Below are 21861 nucleotides of genomic sequence, written 5' to 3'. Positions count from 1 at the left end.
AGTCTTAACTTTTTTGTTAAGTGTGAGTGGGTAAGGTGACGATAAATTCAGTTTCTGTTCCCATTATAGAATTGACGTGAAGGGAACCGCTATGTTTTTCGACGACGATTTGACGCGCGATCGCCAATCCCAAACCCGTCCCTTTCCCGACTGCTTTTGTCGTAAATAAATGGTCAAATATTTTGGCTTTAATTTCTTCATTCATCCCCCGACCATTATCAGCAATACTAATTTTTACGCCGTTATCTACTAAGGAGGTTTGAATGGTAATGCGGTTGGGATTAGCCTCGATCTCTGCAAAGCTGCGATTTGTATTTGATTCTTCCAGTGCATCGATCGCATTGGCAAAAATGTTCATAAACACCTGGTTAAGCTGTCCGGGGAAGCATTCGATCTCGGGAATATTCCCGTAGTCTTTCACTACAACGATTGCGGGTCGCCGCTCGTTGGCTTTCAATCGATATTTGAGAATTAAGATTGTGCTGTCGAGTCCAGAGTGGATGTTGAAGGGCGCTTTGTAGTCTTTGTCGGCTCTAGAAAACGTGCGGAGTGAAGTGCTAATACCTTTGATGCGATCGCATCCCAGTTGCATCGAGTCAATCATTTTGGGCAAATCTTCGATGATATAGTCTAAATCAATCTCGACCGCATGGTCGGCAATGTTGGCAGCAGATGCTTGGGTGCGATACAAAGCTAGATGTTCTGTTAAGTCTTGAACTGTGCGTTTGGCTTCATTCAAATTGCCAGTTAGGAAGCCGACGGGGTTATTAATTTCATGAGCAACGCCAGCTACTAAGTTTCCCAAAGCCGACATCTTTTCGCTTTGAATCATTTGCAATTGGGTTTGCTGCAAGTTTTGTAAGGCTTGTTCTAGCTGTTGGGCATAGGTTTGCGCTCGCTCATAAAGTCGGGCATTTTCTATAGAAATTGCCGCTTGAGCGCAGAGTAAATTGAGCAGTTCGATGCGATCGCTCGTGAACGCCCCCGTTACTAAATTATTTTCTAGATATAAAATGCCCCGCAACTTCCCTTGATGCAAAATCGGGCTGCACAAAATACTCTTCGGCTGCTGACGCATGATATACGGGTCATTTATTAAGGTCGGCTCGGCTGTCGCATCCAGCAGCACAACAGTCTGCCTCTCGTGCTTGACTTTGTAAATTAGTCTGTGGGGAATTTCCTGACTCTCTTCAACCAGAAGGCGCTGCAACACGACCGGCTCTGACCCCAGGGTAATTGACCCTTTAATTAGCAGGTGTTCGTCTCGCAACAGCATTAACACGCATTTATCGGCCCCCGCATTTTCGATGACGATCTCAAGCAACGATGAAAGTAGTTTTTCGAGTTCGATTTCGCTTGAGAGTGTTTGGGAAGCTTTGAGGATGGCACAGAGGTCGAGGGAATTGGAGACAGTGGAGGAGGAACTGCTGGAGGTGACGGTTCCTACTGCAAAGACGGTTTCGTTGACCGAGAGGGCAGAGTGAGCTTGCCCGAGGATAGGAGCCAGCAGTTGCCCGTAGCGACGTTCTAGGTCTGCAACTTTGGCTTTGGCTCCCCAGCGAGCATAGCCGTAGTAGGCTTCAATCATGTAGGCTTGAGCTACTTTTTCTTTGCCCCAGTCGAGATAAAATTTGGCGGCTAGTTCATTGGCTAAAGCCTCTTCTTGGATGTAGCCATTGGCTTTAGCTCCAGCGATCGCGCGATCGTACAGATCGATCGCTTCTGCTCTGTTACCTAAAATGCAGCACCGTAGTGCTTCTACCAGAAAATACTTGTGTTGATAATTGATTGGTGCAGCACTGACATAGATGCCTACTTTTGCTTGGTTAGTTTCAACTTGAGAGAGAAGTTTTACTTGCTGCGAAGGATCGACCGTTGGATAAAGTGTCAGACGAGCTAATGAATCATAGTAATAATAAACTGGTGCAGAAGGCATTCCCATACCAGCTTTAAGATATTTTTCGCCTTCATCTGCATCCTGAATTGCAACAGCAATATCTCTAAACAAGAAGCTCAACATCAACTTACATAGATAAAATAGATGGAGGGCTACTTCATCATTTTCTTTACATAGTCTTGATAGGTACTCCGCTTCATCGCTAGCATCACTACCAAGACAGCTTGGAGTTTCGCTAAACTCAGTAAGGTTTTTGATAGAATTGCGCAGGATATGTGCCCAACTTAAAAAATGTTGACTTGTTGCAAAATTTGCTTGATAAATAGCAAGTTCTTCTAGTAATGTTTCTAGCCCCTCTGCACCACTTAAATAGGTGTACATTAACCTAAACGAAGTGGAAACAAGTGAGTGAACTGAATCTCCTGTTTCTAATCCAACTTGATAGGACTCCTTCAATAAATTAATCGCTTTTTGAATGCTTTCTCGATTCGATTGATTAAAGGCAGCAACCTTAAACTGAGTCATGCTCTGAACCGATCTGTCAGAGAATTGCTCCATGATTTTAAGTGCTAGCTGTCCAAATTGATACCCTTCTTCTAGCTTATTCAACACACTGCTGACAATAATCCCAAAATCTGCGTATCCCGGTGCAGAAAAAGGTGAATTACCGTATTTAAGCGATAAATTGACCTCTTGACAGGCAATAATTGGAAAAAGGTGAGGAGCCACCTGATGAACGGACGGAACCAGGCTAGTCATAATTCGTAAAGCAGCTAAAGCATTCGCATCTTGCATGACTGGGAAGTTTACTAACTCTTCGATCGCACAACTCGGTAAAGATGCCAGTGTATTTTCGACGTACTGTTGAATTTCTAAAGGGGTGACGGACTCAGGAAAACTTACCCCCAATTTCTGAAGGATTTCTAGACCAATTTTAATCGCCTGAAGCTGTTGATTTTGTACCTTATATGCTTGGAGTTTGACCTCATATACTTTCACCTGTCCAAGTAAGGTAGTAGTTTGTTGTAAGACAACCTGAATCAGAGATTCCATCTGCTCAAAATCACAATTGAGCAATGCGACTTCTGCCGCTTCCTCGTACAAGCTTTGCCTCAGATTAGGATTAACCTCCCAATCACTTGCCCTTAATAGCTGTATTCCCTGAGCGAGGTAATTCTGTGCTGCGCTATAGGCAGTTGATTCTTTGGCTTTGCGACCAGCCCTCAGATTTAATTGAGCATACTGCTCACACTGAGCGAGTGAGGAAAGAAGTGAAATGCCATAATTTAACTGATTGACAATCTCAAAAATCCGTTCATTTTGTTGCGCTTTGTCAGTATTTTGTAAAAGCAGTTGTCCAATGGCAAGATGAGTCAGTTGTTTCTGTTCCTCTGGAATCAACAAATAGGCAGCTTGTTGAACCCGATCGTGTAAAAACCGATAAGTCGGATTGGCTGAGGCTGGCAAAACTTCTTCACTATCCGATTGTGTAAAAAATTTATAGATTCTGGTAGTGGGAATTAATAAGCCTTCTTGTAATGCTTCCCATAAAATCATAGCTGTTGTTCCTACAGATTTCTCACTAACAATTATTAAAGTATTCAAATCAAACTCGGCTCCAATACAAGCCGCTAGTTTGAGAAGATTTTGAGTCTCTATATGCAATTTCTGTAATTGCAATGCCATAAACTCTACTACATCATCAGTAATTGCTAAGGCTTTGACTTTGGCAATATCGCACTGCCAATGGCAAATGTCCCAATCAAAACTAATTAACTTATCATCATGTAAGACTTTGAGAAACTGGGTGGCAAAGAAAGGATTTCCTTGGGTTTTTTGATAAACTAATTTAGTCAAAGGCTCGGTCAGGGATAATTGGCACTTCAGCGTATCTGCTACCAAGCAATTCATCTCTGATTCCCTTAACGGTGGCAAGGTCATTGTATTAACTGTTGCTCCAGTTTTTACAATCTCATCTACAGTTAAAATAAATGGATGTACTGGTGAAACTTCATTATCGCGATAAGCTCCTAATACTAATAAATATCCTGTATCTTGTAGCAGTATTTTTAATAAATTCAGGGATGCAGAATCTGCCCATTGCAAGTCATCCAAAAACATTACTAAGGGATGTTCTTGATGAGTGAAAACTTGTACAAACTTTTGAAATAGGAGGTTAAACCGATTTTGGGCAGCACTGCCTGATAGTTCTGTGGCTGGTGGCTGTTTGCCAATGATATTTTCTAACTCAGGAATTACGTCAATTAAGATTTGTCCATTTTCTCCCACTGCTACTATAATTTGATTTTTCCAGCTTTGCAATTTGGCATCTGATTCAGATAGTAATTGCCCCATTAAGTCGCGGAAAGCTTGCACAAAGGCACTAAAGGGAATGTTGCGTTTAAATTGGTCATATTTGCCTTTAATAAAATAACCCCGTTGCCGAACAATGGGTTTATGTACTTCGTTAACTACGGCAGTTTTTCCAATTCCAGAAAATCCCGCCACTAGCATGATTTCGGTGTTACCTGTGCTGACTCTTTCAAAGGCACCTAATAGTTGATTTACTTCGTTTTCTCTGCCATAGAGTTTTTCGGGGATGGTAAAGCGATCGCTTACATCTTTTTGAGCAATTTCAAAGTATTCAATTTGACCTATTTTTTGAAGTTGAGTTGAACATTTTTCTAAATCAAACTTCACTCCTAATGCACTCTGATAACGATTTTCGACATTTTTTGCCATTAATTTACTAACGATTTCTGATAGTACAGGCGGGATTTGTGGGTTGACTTCATGTACTAAGGGTGCGGTTTTAGCAATATGAGAATGTACTAACTTTATCGGTTCCTTTGATTCAAAAGGCAATTTTCCTGTCAGTAATTGGTAGAAAGTCACACCTAAAGAATAAAAATCAGTCCGGTAGTCAATCCCCCGATTCATTCGTCCTGTTTGTTCGGGAGAAATATAAGCAAGTGTTCCTTCTAATACATTGGGATTGATGAGCGCTTGGGTTTCTCGCGGTAACAAGGATGCAATACTAAAGTCAATTAATTTGATTTGTTTAGTTTCGGGATTAATTAAGATATTGCTGGGTTTAATGTCTTTGTGAATGATGCGATTGCGATACAATATATCTAAGGTATTGCAGATGGCGATCGCGACTTCTAAAAATTCTCTCAATGAGAATGCGTTTTTCCCTTTGACTGCCCATTCCTGAAGAGAAATCCCGCCAAAGTCTTCCATCACTAACGCACAGCCATTTTCATAGGGTTCCAGGCTGTAGGTTTGGACGATACTAGGTGAATTAAGGTTTTTGGCAATAGTATATTGATTGCGAAACTGCACGAGTTCGCTAAAGGTGGGATAGTCGTTTTTCAGCAGTTTGATGACGACAGGTAATTGGTCTGAAGTACGGATAGCCCGATATACCAAGGTGCGACTTCCTGAATAAACTGTGGAGATAATTTGATAGTTGGGAATTTGAATGATTGTGGGAGGATTACTGTTTTTGTCGGATGGATTCATGGCTATTGTTGTTTGATCATTTATGAGTGAGTGCTTGCTTAAACAAGTCAGAAGAAGAGAGAGTCTTAACTTTTTTGTTCGGTGTGAGTGGGCAAGGTGACGATCAATTCAGTTTCTGTTCCCAGTCGAGAGTTGACGTTCAGGGAACCGCTATGTTTTTCGACGACGATTTGACGAGCGATCGCCAATCCCAAACCCGTTCCTTTTCCGACTGCTTTTGTCGTAAATAAATGGTCAAATATTTTTTGTTTGACAGATTCATTCATCCCCATACCATTATCAGCAATACTAATTTTTACTTGGTCATCTACTAAGGAGGTTTGAATGGTAATGCGGTTGGGATTAGCCTTGATTTCTGCAAAGCTGCGATTTGTATTTGATTCTTCCAGTGCATCGATCGCATTGGCGAGAATGTTCATAAACACCTGGTTTAGCTGTCCGGGGAAGCATTCGATTGTTGGAATATTCCCGTAGTCTTTCACTACTTCAATAGCGGGTCGCCGCTCGTTAGCTTTCAATCGATATTTGAGAATTAAAAGCGTGCTATCTATCCCCTCGTGGACATTAAAAGGAACTTTGTAGTCTTTGTCAGCCCTAGAAAAGGTACGGAGCGTCGTGCTGATATCTTTGATGCGATCGCATCCCACTTTCATGGAGTCAATCATTTTAGGCAAGTCTTCGATGATATAGTCTAAATCGATATCTTCGGCATGGTCTGCAAGCTCTGTTTCTGGGGCGCGAGATCGATAGAGATTGAGATGCTCCACTAAGTCTTGCACGGTTTGCTGGGTTTCATTCAAATTGCCCCAAATAAAGCCGACGGGGTTGTTGATTTCATGAGCAACACCTGCTACCAGATTTCCGAGTGATGCCATTTTTTCGCTTTGCACCATTTGCAGTTGGGTGTTCTGCAAATCTGCCAGAGTCTGTTCGAGTTCCTGTGATTTTTGAATCACCGCTGCTTCTGCTTGCTTGCGATCGGTAATATCAATCAGCATTCCATCCCAAACGATTTCTCCGTCTTCTCTACGTTCTGGCTGAGAAGCGGCTTTCACCCATTTCACATTCCCATTGGGAGTAATAATCCGCCACTCATGTTGAAATTGGGTGAGCGTTTGAGCGGACTCGATAACTGCCCGAAACGTCTCTGCTCGATCGTCGGGATGTTCAAAATCGCGTAGGCTGCATTTTCCTACCATCATATCCTCTGCCGCCACTTCATAGAGTGTTTGAGATCCAGAACTGACGTAGGGCATTGAAGCAGAACCATCGGCTTGAATCCGAATCTGATAAATCAAGCCAGGCACGTTGTTGGCAAGTTTCTGAAAGCGGGCTTCACTAATCTTTAACTCTTCCAGAGACTGTTCTAGCTGTTGAGCATAGTTCTGCGATCGCTCATAAAGTCGGGCATTTTCTATAGAAATTGCCGCTTGAGCGCAAAGTAAATTGAGCAGTTCGACGCGATCGCTCGTGAACGCCCCCGTTACTAAATTATTTTCTAGATATAAAATGCCCCGCAACTTCCCTTGATGCAAAATCGGGCTGCACAAAATACTCTTCGGCTGCTGACGCATGATATACGGGTCATTTATTAAGGTCGGCTCGGCTGTCGCATCCAGCAGCACAACAGTCTGCCTCTCGTGCTTGACTTTGTAAATTAGTCTGTGAGGAATTTCCTGACTCTCTTCAACCAGAAGGCGCTGCAACACGATCGGCTCTGACCCCAGGGTAATTGACCCTTTAATTAGCAGGTGTTCGTCTCGCAACAGCATTAACACGCATTTATCGGCTCCAGCATTTTCGATGACGATCTCAAGCAACGATGAAAGTAGTTTGGACAGTTCGATTTCACCTGAAATAGCATGAGAAGCTTTGAGGATGGCACAGAGGTCGAGGGAATTGGAGACAGTGGAGGAGGAACTGCTGGAGGTGACGGTTCCTACAGCAAAGACGGTTTCGTTGACCGAGAGGGCAGAGTGAGCTTGCCCGAGGATAGGAGCCAGCAGTTGCCCGTAGCGACGTTCTAGGTCTGCAACTTTGGCTTTGGCTCCCCAGCGAGCATAGCCGTAATAGGCTTCAATCATGTATTCCCCAGCGATGCGTTGTTTGTTCCATTCCAGATAGAACTTAGCGCTGAGTTCATTGGCTAAGGCTGCATCGTTGGTGAACTGATGCTTTTGAGCCAGGGCGATCGCCTGGTCGTAATGCTCAATGGCAGCAGCTTTGTTACCCAACACCCGATATCGCTCTGCTTCCACTAGATGCCATTTGTGCAAGTGATTCATCGGGGCATTGTGCGCTGATTGGTGCAGAGCTGCTTGATGGGTGGCAGCCACAGTCAGCAGTTCAGTTTGCTCTGGTTCTGACCTAGTGGGTATAAGTGCCAGGTGCGTCAGCGCCGCATAGAAATGAAAAATGGGAATAAAAACCGTTCCCGATAGTACCATCCAACAGGGCTTGAGTTGGGTGAGGATATCGAGAGCAGCCGGATAATTGCCAAAGCAGTAGGCAAGCAGCAGTTTGAAGATGTAGACAACGACAATCATCATGAGTTCGTTATCCTGCTGGTGCTTGGGCAGCATCACGGTTTCATCATAGGCAGTACCCATTAGGCGATCGGGCTGGCTCACCGTTTCTCGCAAATTCTGTACCGTTTGCCACGTCATGTCCAAAAGAAAACGTGCTGAATCATTCTTCATCTGAGCCATAGCAGCACTGTAAGCTGCTAATTCGGGTTCCAACAGGTCTAGTTCTACACCTGCGAAAAAAGCCAGATGGGAGTAGCTCCCGATGTCGTAGCCAGCACTGAGCAGATTTCCTGTTTCCATGCCTGCCTTGTAACTCTCTTTCAACGTCACAAGTGCTGCCCGCAACGCTTCCTGGTGAGGTTGAATGAAAAACCCAAACTTCCCCAGAGTGATGCACTTCATGCTTTGAGTATTCACCTGCTCTAGCACCGCGAGTGCTAATCGACCAAACTTATAGCCAGTTTCAACTTCGCCCAAAAAAGCACACAGCACCATGCTATGAATCACATAGCCGATCGTTGAGGCGGGGGCATTGCCAAACTCCAGCGATAATTGCACCATCGTCGCGCCCAACAGAGGCAGCAATCCGGGCATTGCCTGTAGAATCGGTGAAAATAATATTCCTAACAGTTGGATGGCAGCTTGGGCATTGGGGTCGCTCATCACAGGCAACTCAACCAGTTCGGCAATCTCTCTGCCGCTTAGTTGCTCCTTGAGCTGCTGTAAAGCATTGCCAATCTGGGCTTCGTCTGCTTCTGTCGGAAACTCTACCCCCAATTGCTTCAGTGCCTTTGTACCTACGGCGATCGCGTGCAATGTTTGGTTACGAGCCGTGTGTGCGGCGATTTGAATTTCGTAGATTTTCACTTTGTCGAGAATCGTCTGTGCCTGCTGCAAGACGAATGCGGCAAGCTGCTCCATGCCCTCAAAGTCACTATTCAAGTAACTGGCTTCGGCTGCGGCTACATACAGATTGAGCGTCAATTCGTACTGAGTTTCCCAGCAGTCTGGCGAAAGTAACTCCAGCCCGTTTTGCAAATAAACCCTTGCGGCAGCATACGCAGTAGCACTTCTAGCCTTAGTTCCCGCTTTCAAGTTCAGTTGTGCTAGAGTTTGCCGTTCCTGCGGTTGCGCGATTAACTCTATGCCTAAATTTAAATGCCCGACAATATCAAAAATCTTGTCTTCTCGGTCTATTTCTGAGAGCTTTTGCTGGAGCAATTGTCCCATTTGCAGGTGGGTTGCTTGTTTTTGATCGGTGGGAATTAAAGAATAGGCGGCTTGCTGGACGCGATCGTGCAAAAATCGATAGGTCGGATTAACCGTATCCTCTGCCTGGGACTGTTGTGTATCCTGAAAAAACTTGTAAATCTGACTCGTGGGTAAAATCAAGCCTTCCTGCAAGGCTTTCCACAATGCTGTTGCGGCATCGGTTGGTGAGCGTTGTGAAACGATCGCCAATGTTTCTAAATCGAATTTTGCTCCCACACAAGCCGCTAACTTCAGTATTTCTTGAGTAGCTTGTGGCAACTTTTGTAATTGCAGTGCCATGAACTCCACCACATTATCGGTGAGCGAGAGCGAGCGCACTGCTACCATATCGCACTGCCAGTTTCCGACTTGCAGATCGTAGGCAATGTAGCCCTCTTGATGCAGGGTTTTGAGAAACTGAGTGGCAAAGAAAGGGTTGCCTTTGGTTTTTTGATAGATTAACTCACTCAAGGGTTGCGCTAAAACTCTGGAACAACTGAGGGTGTCGGCAACCAAATGATTGACGTGAGATTGACTTAATGGAGCGAGGGTAAGGGTGCTGATAGTTGCTGAGTCTTTCTTCATCTCCTCCAATGTCAGCATTAGTGGATGAGTGGGGAAGACTTCATTATCTCGGTATGCCCCAATAGTCAGCAGACAGCCCACTTCACTTTGACTCATCAGCACTTGCATGAGCTTCAATGAGGCTGAATCTGCCCACTGCAAGTCATCGAGGAACATCACTAAAGGATGTTCTGCTTTAGCGAATACGGCAATGAATTTCTGGAATAGCAAGTTGAAGCGGTTCTGGGCGGCGCTACCTGAAAGTTCAGGGGCAGCAGGTTGTTTGCCGATAATCTGTTCGAGTTCGGGAATGACTTCAATTAGGACTTGCCCGTTCTCACCCAAAGCTGAGAGGATTTGGTCTTTCCACTGCGCCACCTGAGTATCACTTTCACTTAATAGTTGTCCCATCAAGTCCCGGAAGGTTTGCACAAAGGCACTCAACGGGATGTTGCGGTTGAACTGGTCATATTTACCTTTGATGAAGTAGCCCCGTTGTCTGACAATTGGCTTGTGAACTTCATTCACGACTGCGGTTTTGCCAATTCCAGAAAAACCTGCCACTAGCATCATTTCTGTGCTGCCTGTACTGACTCGTTCAAAGGCTTGGAGCAGGGTTGCTGCGTCGGTTTCTCGTCCGTAGAGTTTGTCGGGGATGATGAAGCGATCGCACATATCCCGTCGCCCAATCTCAAAGCCCTCAATCTTATCAGTTTCTTGAAGTTGATGTAAACAATTTTCTAAATCAGCTTTCAGTCCCAAGGCACTTTGATATCTATCTTCCGCATTTTTCGCTATTAACTTTATGACAATATCACAGAAAACTTGCGGAATCTCTTTTCCGTTTTTCTTCCTTAAGTCCGGTGGATTTTTTGCAATATGACAATGTACTAACTCCATCGGGTCCTTTGATTCAAAAGGCAATTTTCCTGTCAGTAATTGGTAGAAAGTCACACCTAAAGAATAAAAATCAGTCCGGTAGTCAATCCCCCGATTCATTCGTCCTGTTTGTTCTGGGGAAATATAAGCTAGTGTTCCTTCTAAAACATTGGGATTGATGAGCGCTTGGGTTTCTCGGGGTAACAAGGATGCAATACTAAAGTCAATTAATTTGATTTGTTTGGTTGAGGGATTAATTAAAATATTACTGGGTTTGATGTCTTTATGAATAATGCGATGACCGTACAATATATCTAAGGTATTGCAGAGGGCGATTGCTATTTCCAAAAACTCTCTCAAAGAGAGGAGTTTTTTCCTTTTCACCCCCCATTCGTCAAGAGAAATTCCCCCGAAATCTTCCATGACTAACGCATAGCCATTTTCATAGGGTTCCAAGCTATAGGTTTGGACTATTAGCGGTGAGTTGAGATTTTTGGCAATAGTATATTGATTGCGAAACTGTACCAATTCGCTAAAGGTGGGATAGTCATTTTTCAGCAGTTTGATGACCACAGGTAATTGGTCATTGGTACGGATAGCCCGATATACCAAGGTGCGACTTCCTGAATAAACTCTTTCGATAATTTGATAGTTGGGAATTTGAATGATTGTCGGAGGGTTACTGTTTTGGTCGGAGGGATTCATGTTCATTGTTGTTTGATATTTTATGAGTTAGTAATTGATTAAGTAAGTGAATTGAAATGCCAGGGGAAATTAACTTTTGTGTTCGGCTTTAGTTGGTAAGGTAATGATAAACTCTGTTCCTTTACCCAGTATAGAAGTACAGTTCAATTTTCCACCGTGAGTTTCTTCCACAATTTGACGCGCGATCGCTAATCCCAAACCCGTTCCTTGACCCACACTCTTAGTCGTAAATAAATTATCAAAAACTTTCTCCCGCACCGCTTCACTCATGCCAATACCATTGTCTTTAATCCGAATTACTACCTGTTCTCTATCGCCAGATAATTCTGTTTTGACGATAATTTGATTGGGATTGGCTTTAATCTCGGCATAACTACGTCCAATATTTAATTCATTCACAGCATCGATCGCATTCCCCAAGATATTCATAAATACCTGATTTAATTGTCCGGCATAGCATTCGATTTTTGGTAAATCACCACATTCATTAATAACTTGAATTTCTGGGCGGGAGTCATTGGCTTTGAGGCGATGCTTGAGGATCATAATTGTACTATCAATGCCCTCGTGAATATTACAGGCCACGGGGCGATCGGTATCAGCACGAGAAAATGTCCGCAAGCTGATGCTAATGTCTTTAATCCGGTTTACTCCTTCTTGCATCGAGCCAACTAACTTAGGTAAGTCTTCACGGATGTAGTCGAGGTCAATCGCTTCAATTTCCTCTTGAATTGCCGCACTGAAATTAGCAGATTCTTGCTGAACTAAATCCAGCAATCCAAACAAATCTTTGATGTAGTCTAAAGCGGGCTGAATATTGCCAGAAATAAAGCCAACTGGGTTATTAATTTCGTGGGCAACACCAGCCACCAAATTGCCCAGAGCTGACAATTTTTCGCGTTGAATGATTTGGAGCTGAGCTGCTTGTAATTCAGCAGTTTTTTGCGCCACTTGCTGTTCTAAAGTTTGAGTCAAGAGACGCAACTGTAAATGAGTTTTCACCCGCGCTAACACTTCTTGTTCTTGAAAGGGTTTGGTAACGTAGTCTACTGCACCAAGTTTAAGCCCTTTAACTTTGTTGTCTACATCAACCAGAGCGGTCATAAAGATAATCGGAATATCACAAGTTTTGGCATTAGCTTTAAGGCGTTGGCAGGTTTCAAATCCATCAATTCCCGGCATCATCACATCCAGTAAAATCAGATCGGGAGGTCGCCGCTCAACTTGTTGGAGGGCGCGTTCGCCACTGGTAGCGATCGCCACCTTATACCCCGCATTACTCAACGCTTCCGAGATGACATCCAAATTGGTGGGAGTATCATCAACAATTAAAATTAAGCCAGTTAAACCTGTCGTCATAGTTGCCATCCAAATTTTAACTATTATTAGTGAGATGTTGTTGAATTAATTCCTCGATCTTCTCAGTTTGGAATTGCTTAGCTAATTGTATTACTTGCTGAATAAAGGGCTGATAGCGCTCATCCTTTTGCCCAATTTGAGCGGCGGTTTCTGCCAGTTCTCTGAGCAAGCCATCCTGTGCCAGTTCTAGTAAAATTTGCAAGTCCGCCGCCGATGGGGGAATTAGTTCTTTGGTGGATACTTCATTATTGCTTGTTGTTAACTCAGTTACATCATATTTCCAGATGAGTTGTAAATGTTTGGCAAGCAAAATCAACAACTCCTCTGCATCAACGGGTTTGGCCAGAAAGTCATCTCCACCCATATCTAAGCTTTTCTGCTGGTCTATTTCTGCCACCGATGCCGAAGATACTATCACCCGTAAATGCTTGAGATCCTCCGAATTTCGTAACTTTTTGAGCATTTCAAAGCCCTCCATTACTGGCATCGCTAAGTCAGTTATAACTAAATCTGGCAGTTTTTCTAGAGCTTTTTCTAAGCCTTCTTGACCATTTTGTGCTTCAGTAAAGCTGAATCCTAGAGGTTCTAATAGATTGATTAATACCGATCGATTCTCCCAGCGATCGTCCACAACCAAAATATGTTTCGGCGCGCCTTCATGGCCAATAATAGTCCGTCCTTTACTAACAGAATTTTGTTTTGCCCAATTTTTGGCGATCGGCATTGCCACCTCAAAGAAGAAGTTACTGCCGACTCCAAGCTGGCTGTCCACCTGAATTTCGCCACCCATTAATTGCACGATTTTTTGGCTGATAGCTAAACCTAAGCCAGTGCCTTCTAATTGCCGTTTCCGATCTCCTACTTGCTCAAATTCCCGGAAGAGTCGGCTTAATTGCCCCTCTGCAATCCCCACTCCTGTATCTTTGATTTGAAATTTCAGGCGGAGAATTTGGGTACTTACCTCTAGCACCTCTACCTTGAGAGTAACACTGCCTCGATCGGTGAACTTAATGGCATTGCCCAACAGGTTAATCAGGACTTGACGGAGGCGTTTCTCATCGGCTTCTATTCCTTCTGGCAGGTCTGAGTCGGATTGATAAATAAAGTCGAGATTTTTCTGATCGGAGCGGACTCGACAAATTTCAACTACTCCTTGCAGGAAGGAGGGCAAATGTATAGCAATGGGGGCAAGGTCAAGTTTCCGGGCTTCGATTTTGGAGATATCTAATATATCGTTGATCAAGGTTAGGAGATGGGAGCCGCACTGATACATAATTTGCACTCCGTGGCGTTCTTTATCTGGCAAAACTTTAGAGCGATTCAAAATTTGGGCATAGCCAATAATTCCATTTAGGGGGGTACGGAGTTCATGGCTCATGTTTGCCAGAAAATTACTTTTTGCCTGGTTAGCACTATCAGCTTGATCTTTGGCAATACTCAGTTCGGCGGTGCGTTCTTCGACACGGACTTCGAGTTCGGTAAAGGAGGTGCGTAGCTGTCCAGCCATTTGGTTAAAGGAGCTAGCTAGTGCTTCCAATTCACTGATACCTTTGACTTCCACAGTTTGATCTAGAGTACCAGAGGCGATCGCTTCACTTGCTTGCTGTAATTTTAGAATCGGTCGAGCAATCCAGCGCGAAGTAAATATACCCAAGATAGTTGCCACAACTAATGCCCCCAAACAAAGCAGGATAGTAGTGCGGGTGTTGGCATCAATTTGTGCCATGAAATCTGATTCTGGTACTACAATTACACTGAGCCAATCAATGCCTCGTTCATCTCGAATAGTGGAAACTTGCACCAATTGCCGCTGCTCCGCCAGCATAAACTCAAGTTGCTGACTCTGCTCAATATCATTGAAATTACCAAAGCGATCGAGGATTGCTTTGGCTGTGGCACTAATTACCGGACTTTCCGACTTGATAGCGGGAATTTGTTCCAACGTATTTTTTTTAGCATCAATAATGTAAGGGCTTTCAATCTTGGAACTGGCAATCAGGTTGCCCGATCGATCGATGATAAAGGTTTGTCCGGTCTGACCTACTTTTAGCGTGCTGAGGAAATGATGAATTTTCTCAATCCGAAGGATGCTATTTTGAACGCCTAAGAACACGCCATTTTTGTCATAGATGGGTTGGGTTAAAGCAATTGAAGCGACTTTTACAGCGATGCCCAAATAAGGATTTGTCCAGATTGGTCTTCCAGCTTCCTGGGCATTTTTATACCAGGGGCGAGAGCGGGGGTCAAAATTTGCTTGAGTTTCTATCAGCAGAGCCCGTTCACCTTTTTCATCAAGTTGGTAGATTTTGCGCTGAGGTAGATCCGCTTTGTTCCCAACCAAAGCCATAATGCCTTTATTTTGTCTATCCTCTACTTGTATACTCGTACCGTCAGCCAGACTAACTTGCATGACTTCGACCGTATTTTTGCTGACTAACTGCCAAAAAGTCCGTTCCAGTTTGGTGACATCGGTTAAATCAATCTGCTCCTCTTGAGCAGCCGCGATGATAGTTTGTCCAGCAACATAAGGTTTTTCTAAGTAGTTGAGAACTTGGAGGTTAATGCGATTGCTCATCTCTTCACGCAACTGACTGGAAACATCATTGACGGCTATCTGTCCATTTCGCAGGGACAGATAGCCAATCAGTCCGACGGCGGCAAAGACTTGCAATACAAACGGAACTACTAGCACAAGTCTTAAAGGTATGGTTTTATGTGGATTCATGTTAGACCTAGATAATGGTTCACTTGGAGATTTACCGAAATAAGGTGAGCAAGCCTGATGTTTTGCAATAATGCTCGTTAATTTGGTAGTGTTTCAAATGTGTTTATATAATATTCAATTCAATTCTATTTCCTTAGATGACAGGGATAGCGATCGAAAACACAGTTCCCTCGCTAGGGACAGAATCAACTTTAATTTGTCCGTGATGTTTTTCTACTACAATTTGACGCGCGATCGCCAATCCCAATCCTGTTCCTTTCCCTACACTCTTAGTAGTAAATAAGTTATCAAAAACTTTCTCCCGCACCGCTTCACTCATGCCAATACCATTGTCTTTAATCCGAATTACTACCTGTTTTCTATCGCCAGATAATTCTGTAGTGACGATAATTTGATTGGGATTGGCTTTAATCTCGGCATAACTCCGTCCAATATTTAATTCACTCAAAGCATCGATTGCATTCCCCAAAATATTCATAAATACCTGATTTAATTGTCCGGCATAGCATTCGATTTTTGGGATATTGCCATAGTCCTTAATGACTTGGATTTCTGGGCGAGTGTCGTTGGCTTTCAGACGATGTTTAAGGATCATAATTGTACTATCAATGCCCTCGTGAATATTACAGGCCACGGGGCGATCGCTATCCGCACGCGAGAATGTCCGCAGACTAATACTAATGTCTTGAATTCGCTTCACGCCTTCTTGCATCGATTCAATTAACTTGGGTAAGTCTTCCCGGATGTAGTCAAGCTCAATGGTTTCGATTTCTTCTTCAATCTCTGGCTCTAGTTGGGGATATTTTTGTTGCACTAGATCGATCAATCCAAACAAATCGTTAATGTAATCTAAGGCAGGGGTAATATTCCCAGTCAGGAAGCCGACAGGGTTGTTGATTTCGTGAGCGACACCAGCTACTAAATTACCCAAAGCTGACATTTTTTCACCTTGGATAAGTTGAATTTGAGCTTGTTGGAGTTCTCGTAAAGTCTTTTCTAGAGCTTCTGACTTTTGTTGACGTTCAGCTTCGGCGCGTTTGCGATCGCTAATATCCAGCACATTACCAAGAATCACTGCTTTGCCATCGAGGATGATGCGGTTGAGGGTGACATCGACCTCAAAGACTGTATTAGAATCAATTTTTATGACATTCCACTCAAATTGAATCGTTTCCCCAGCTAATACCCTTCTCCACCAGTCTTCTACCAGATGGAACGGATTATCCGGTGTAGAATAGTCATCCAATATCGAGCATTGCAGCGCTTGCTCTCGCTCCACACCAAACATTTCTAGCAGTCGGTTATTAACATCGAGCACCTTGCCATGCAGATCGTGAATTATGATGGCACTACTGACGCTGTTGAAGATAGTGCGGAGGTTCTGTTCGGAAATTTGCAGGGCTGTTTCCGCAGCTTTATATTCCGCTTCGCTGCGTTTACGATCGCTCACATCAAAGACAACACCATCCCATACAGTTGAGCCATCGCCTCGTCGTTCTGGTTGAGATATTGCTTGCACCCATTTTATCGTGCCGGACGAGGTGACACTGCGCCATTCATGATTAAATGGGGTCAGGGTTTGAGCAGATTTGGTAATTGCTTGTTCAACATCAGCAAGATCGCCGGCATAAACTGCATCGAAGACATTAATGATTCCTGCCATAACCATTTCTGGCTCAGCTTCATACAGATCGATGCAACCAGAACTTGCGTAGGGCATTGACTTAGCACCATCAGCAGCCAACTGGAATTGAAAGACCATCCCTGGAATATTGTCAGCCATCTTATGGAAGCGGGCTTCGCTGGCACGGAGTTCTGTCAAAGCTTGTTGTGACTGTTGATAGAGGCGGGCATTTTCGAGGGAAATTGCTGCTTGGGAGCAGAGCAGATTGAGCAGTTCGACGCGATCGCTTGTAAATGCTCCAATTGTCAGATTATTTTCTAAATATAAAATCCCAATCAACTTACCTTGATTGAGCATTGGACTACAAAGCACACTTTTAGGCTGGTGTTTTTCAATGTAACTATCTCCCGAAAACTCAGTATATAACCTAGCATCAACCAGTACCAGAGGTCTCAAACTCCGCTTAACAGTATTCACCAAAGCGATCGCCACATTTTGACTTGATTCTAGCGGCATGGGTGGTAATAGCTGCGGTTCTTGTCCCTCTTCCACAAAGGCTGCTACCTGTAACTCAATATCTTTTTTTAGGAGTAAGGCACACTTACTTGCCCCAGCATTTGTCATCACTATTTGTAACAAAGTAGTCAAGAGTTGATCGAGTTCAATTTCCCCTGAAATCGCTTGAGATGCCTTGAGCAGAGTTGCCAAATCTAGAACTTCCGAGGCTGTGCTAGAAGAGCGGTTATAAGACATCGTTTCAAGGGTAAGAGTTTCCTTAAAAGAGGTAGACAATCGGGGTGGCTGAAGGACAGGATCGAGAAGTTGAGGATAACGTTGTTCTAAATCAGTAACTTTGGCTTGGGCTCCCCATCGGGCATAACAGTAATAAGCCTCAATCATGTAGGCTTGAGCGACTTTTTCTTTACCCCAATTGAGATAGAATTTGGCTGCAAGTTCATTCGCTAGTGCTTCTTCGTTGAGAAATTGATGTTCTTTGGCGAGGGAAATAGCGCGATCGTAGAAGTCTATTGCATCTGCTTTACTACCCAAAATCCGATGTTTTTCTGCTTCAACTAAATACCATTTATGCTTATAATTCATGGGAGCATTTTGCGCCCGCTGTTGCAGAATAGTTTGATGAGTTTCCACTAGGGCGAGTATTTCGGATTGCTCCTGCTCTGGCTTGGTGGGGAAGATTGCCAGGTACGTCAAGGCTGCATAGAAATGAAAAATCGGAACATGAATCAATCCCGATATTGCCATCAAATACGGCTTCGCTTGGGCAATGTAGTCTAGGGCAGACGTATTGTTTCCATAACAGTAGGCAAGTAAAAGTTTGTAAACATAGACCTTGGCGATCGCCGTAAGTTCATTATTCTGATGATGCTGAGGAAGCATCACCGTTTCATCGTAGGCAGAGCCGATTAAGCAATCAGACGGAATACAGACTTTCCTCAAGTTATTCACAGTCTGCTGAATAATATCAAAATAAGCCTGAGCCGAATATTGTTTTGCCTGTGCCATCGCAGCACTATAACTTGCTATTTCGGTCTCCCAAGTGTCAAGTTCCACCCCACTAAAAAAGTTGGATTCGAGGTATATGAGTATGCTATAGCCAGATTGTAAAAAATTTCCTGTTTCCATAGCAGCCGTATAGCTACCTTTCAGCGTCGGTATCGTTGCCCTTATAGCTTCTTGGCGATGCTGAATAAAGCTCCCAAAAAAAGCTGGAATTGTGGCTTTGAGTTCGCGGATATTGAACCGATCGAGCAAATTCATCGCCAATTTACCAAAGCTATAGCCTGTTTCCACCTCTTCCAAAAAGGCACACAATACCATTCCGTGAATTGCATACCCCACTGTTGATGCGGGTGCATTCCCAAAGTCGATCGATAAACTCACCATCATGGAACTAAGAATGGGTAGCAATCCCGGCATTCCCAGAAAAACGGGCGGAAATAAAGCTCCCAATAGTTGTATTGCTGCCTGAGTTGTGGCATCACTCATCACTGGTAGGTCAACCAGTTCTTCTATCAGTTTGCCACCTTGTTGGCTGCCAAGAGTTTGTAGTGCTTTGCCAATTTTGGTTTCATCAGTTTCGGTGGGGAGTTTAATACCCAATTGTAAGAGTGCATCTCTCCCTACCGCGATCGCTTCTAACATCTTGCCTTGGGCTGTCTGGGCGACAATTAAAATTTCGTAAATTTTAACTTTGTCTAAAATTGTCTGAGCTGATTGCAACACCAGTGTGGCCATCTGTTCCATTCCATCAAAGTCATGATTCAAATAGACAACTTCGGCAGCAGCAACATAGAGATTGAGAGTCAATTCATACTGATGAACCCAGCAGTTGCTTGTGAGTAAATCAATCCCTATTTGTAAATAAACCCTTGCTGCAGGGTAAGCTGTAGACTTTCTCGCCTTAACTCCAGCTTTCAAATTCAGTTGAGCTAATGCTTCTCGTTCACTCGGTTTGCTGATTAACTCAATTCCTAAATTCAAATGCCCGACAATATCAAACAGTTTTTCCTCGGGATCTATCTCTGAGGAATTGTGTAGGAGTAATTGTCCTATTTTGAGATGAGTTGCTTGTTTTAGATCGTCAGGAATCAGGGAATAAGCAGCTTGTTGGACGCGATCGTGCAAAAACCGATAAGTCGGATTAGCCGCTGCACTACAAACCGACTCATTATCAGATTGAGTAAAGAACTTATAAGCTTCCGTAGTCGGAATAATCAAACCTTCTTGCAAAGATTTCCATAAAGCAGTAGCAGCAACTTCCGCCGACGTTTCACTGACTATTGCCAAAGTAGCTAAATCAAACTGCGACCCAATACAAGCGGCTAATTTAAGCATTTCCTGAGTAGGAAACGGCATTTTCTGCAATTGCAGTGCCATAAACTCTACCACATCATCAGTAATTGCCAAGGCTTTCACTTGAGCAATATCGCACTGCCACCCCCCTTGTACCCCCCTCTGTCCCGCCTTGGTAAGGGGGGATGAAAGGGGGGTGGGGGCCACAGGGGGGTTAAAAGTAATCAGCCCATCGTCATGTAAAGCCTTCAGGAATTGCGTAGCAAAAAAGGGATTACCTTGAGTTTTTTGATACACCAGTTTTTTCAGAGGTTTGGCAACCTCTGATCCGCAACTAAGAGTATCTGAAATCAATTGATTAATGTCATCTTTTTGCAAAGGAGCCAAAGTAATTGTATTCACCGTTGCCCCGGATTTAATAATCTCATCCACCGTCAAAATAAATGGATGAGTAAGAGACACTTCATTATCTCGATAAGCACCTAACACCAATAAATGTCCCGTATCTTCCATCAACAGTTGCAACAATTTCAAGGATGCCGAATCTGCCCACTGTAAATCATCTAAAAACATTACTAAAGGATGTTCGGCTTGCGTAAATACTTGCACAAATTTCTGCATCAGCAGATTAAAGCGATTTTGGGCGGCACTTCCCGATAGTTCTGGTGCTATTTGCTGTTTACCAATGATGCGTTCTAGCTCAGGAATTACATCAATCAAGACTTGTCCGTTGTCGCCAACTGCTGTCAAAACTTTGCTTTTCCATATTTGTAACTGAGCATCTGATTCTGATATTAATTGCCCCATTAAATCCCTGAAGGCTAGCACAAATGCGCTGAATGGAATATTGCGCTGGAACTGGTCATATTTGCCTTTGATGAAATAGCCCCGTTGTCTGACAATTGGCTTGTGAACTTCATTCACGACTGCGGTTTTGCCAATTCCAGAAAAACCTGCTACTAGCATCATTTCTGTACTGCCTGTGCAGACTCGTTCAAAGGCAGCTAATAGACGATCGACTTCTTTTTCTCTACCATACAGTTTTTCTGGTATCAGGAATCGGTCTGTAATATCTTCCTGTCCTAAATCAAAGGTTTCAATTTTACCAGTTTTTTCTAATTGATCTAAACAAATTTCTAAATCATGTTTTAATCCTAATGCACTTTGATAGCGGTTTTCAGCATTTTTTGCCATCAATTTACTGACAATATGCGATAAAACTATGGGGATTTTTGGATGGATGTGATGTATAGGTATTGACTGTTTGGCGAGATGACAATGCACCAGTTCCATCGGGTCAGCAGAGATAAATGGTAAATGTCCTGTCAATAATTCATAAAAAGTGACACCGAGGGCATAAAAGTCGCTACGATAGTCAATACCGCGATTCATTCGTCCGGTTTGTTCCGGAGAGAGATAGGCTAATGTCCCTTCAAGGATGTGGGGATTCTGAATTTCTTGAGTTTCTCGTGGTAGCAGAGATGCAATACTGAAATCAATTAGTTTTATTTGTTTAGTGTCGGGATTAATCAGAATATTAGCGGGTTTAATATCTTTGTGAATGACTCGGTTTTGGTAGAGATAGTGGAGAATGTCTGTTAGTTGCAGTGCCAGATTGAAAAATTCTGTTAAAGATAAAGATTTAGCAGGTTGGTTTTTATCAGTTGCGATATGGAGATAATTAGATAGGGAAATCCCTCCAAAGTCCTCCATCACTAAGGCATAGCTATTTTCGTATACTTCTAGAGTCAGAGGTTTAACAATACTGGGGAAGTTAAGATTTTTGGCAATGGTGTACTGATTGCGAAACCCGACGAGTTCGTTGAAATTCGGGTATTCGTTTCGTAGTAGTTTGATGATGACAGGAGTGCGATCGCTATCTCGAACACCCCGATAAACGAGGGTGCGAGAGCCTGCATAGATTTGTTCTGCGAGCCGATACCCAGCTAGGGGAATGATCACATCCATTTTTTAGTCCTCAAAAAAATTG

General features: G+C 43.4%; 5 protein-coding genes. All 5 read right to left on the bottom strand.

Annotated elements, in window-relative coordinates; translation table 11 throughout:
- Positions 1-16 precede the first annotated feature (16 nt).
- The 5 genes from QUA54_RS03695 to QUA54_RS03675 all read right to left on the bottom strand — a co-directional run bounded on the left by QUA54_RS03695 (position 17) and on the right by QUA54_RS03675 (position 21839).
- On the bottom strand, positions 17-5422 hold the full coding sequence (locus tag QUA54_RS03695) for an AAA family ATPase (protein WP_333413339.1): 5406 nt from the start codon (positions 5420-5422) through the stop codon (positions 17-19).
- Positions 5423-5487: 65 nt separating this feature from the next.
- On the bottom strand, positions 5488-11349 hold the full coding sequence (locus tag QUA54_RS03690; RefSeq protein ID WP_333413401.1) for an AAA family ATPase: 5862 nt from the start codon (positions 11347-11349) through the stop codon (positions 5488-5490).
- Between the two features lie 69 nt (positions 11350-11418).
- Positions 11419-12708: a response regulator gene (locus QUA54_RS03685; RefSeq protein WP_333413337.1), complete on the bottom strand. Its 1290-nt coding sequence runs from the start codon at positions 12706-12708 to the stop codon at positions 11419-11421.
- Between the two features lie 16 nt (positions 12709-12724).
- On the bottom strand, positions 12725-15433 hold the full coding sequence (locus QUA54_RS03680) for an ATP-binding protein (RefSeq protein ID WP_333413335.1): 2709 nt from the start codon (positions 15431-15433) through the stop codon (positions 12725-12727).
- 133 nt (positions 15434-15566) lie between these two features.
- Positions 15567-21839, bottom strand: a complete 6273-nt coding sequence (locus tag QUA54_RS03675) for an AAA family ATPase (RefSeq protein ID WP_333413333.1) — start codon at positions 21837-21839, stop codon at positions 15567-15569.
- Between the last annotated feature and the right edge of the window lie 22 nt (positions 21840-21861).

This window comes from Microcoleus sp. MOSTC5 (assembly GCF_036701825.1).
Taxonomy (GTDB): domain Bacteria; phylum Cyanobacteriota; class Cyanobacteriia; order Cyanobacteriales; family Microcoleaceae; genus Microcoleus; species Microcoleus asticus.
The sequence above is the reverse complement of the archived record's forward strand: the minus strand, read 5'-3'. Positions and strand labels throughout refer to the sequence as shown.

What these genes read in the sequence shown, in the direction of transcription:
- QUA54_RS03685 (WP_333413337.1), bottom strand. Translation starts at nt 12,708, where the DNA reads ATGACGACAGGTTTAACTGGCTTAATTTTAATTGTTGATGATACTCCC.
- QUA54_RS03690 (WP_333413401.1), bottom strand. Translation starts at nt 11,349, where the DNA reads ATGAATCCCTCCGACCAAAACAGTAACCCTCCGACAATCATTCAAATT.
- QUA54_RS03695 (WP_333413339.1), bottom strand. Translation starts at nt 5,422, where the DNA reads ATGAATCCATCCGACAAAAACAGTAATCCTCCCACAATCATTCAAATT.
- QUA54_RS03680 (WP_333413335.1), bottom strand. Translation starts at nt 15,433, where the DNA reads ATGAATCCACATAAAACCATACCTTTAAGACTTGTGCTAGTAGTTCCG.
- QUA54_RS03675 (WP_333413333.1), bottom strand. Translation starts at nt 21,839, where the DNA reads ATGGATGTGATCATTCCCCTAGCTGGGTATCGGCTCGCAGAACAAATC.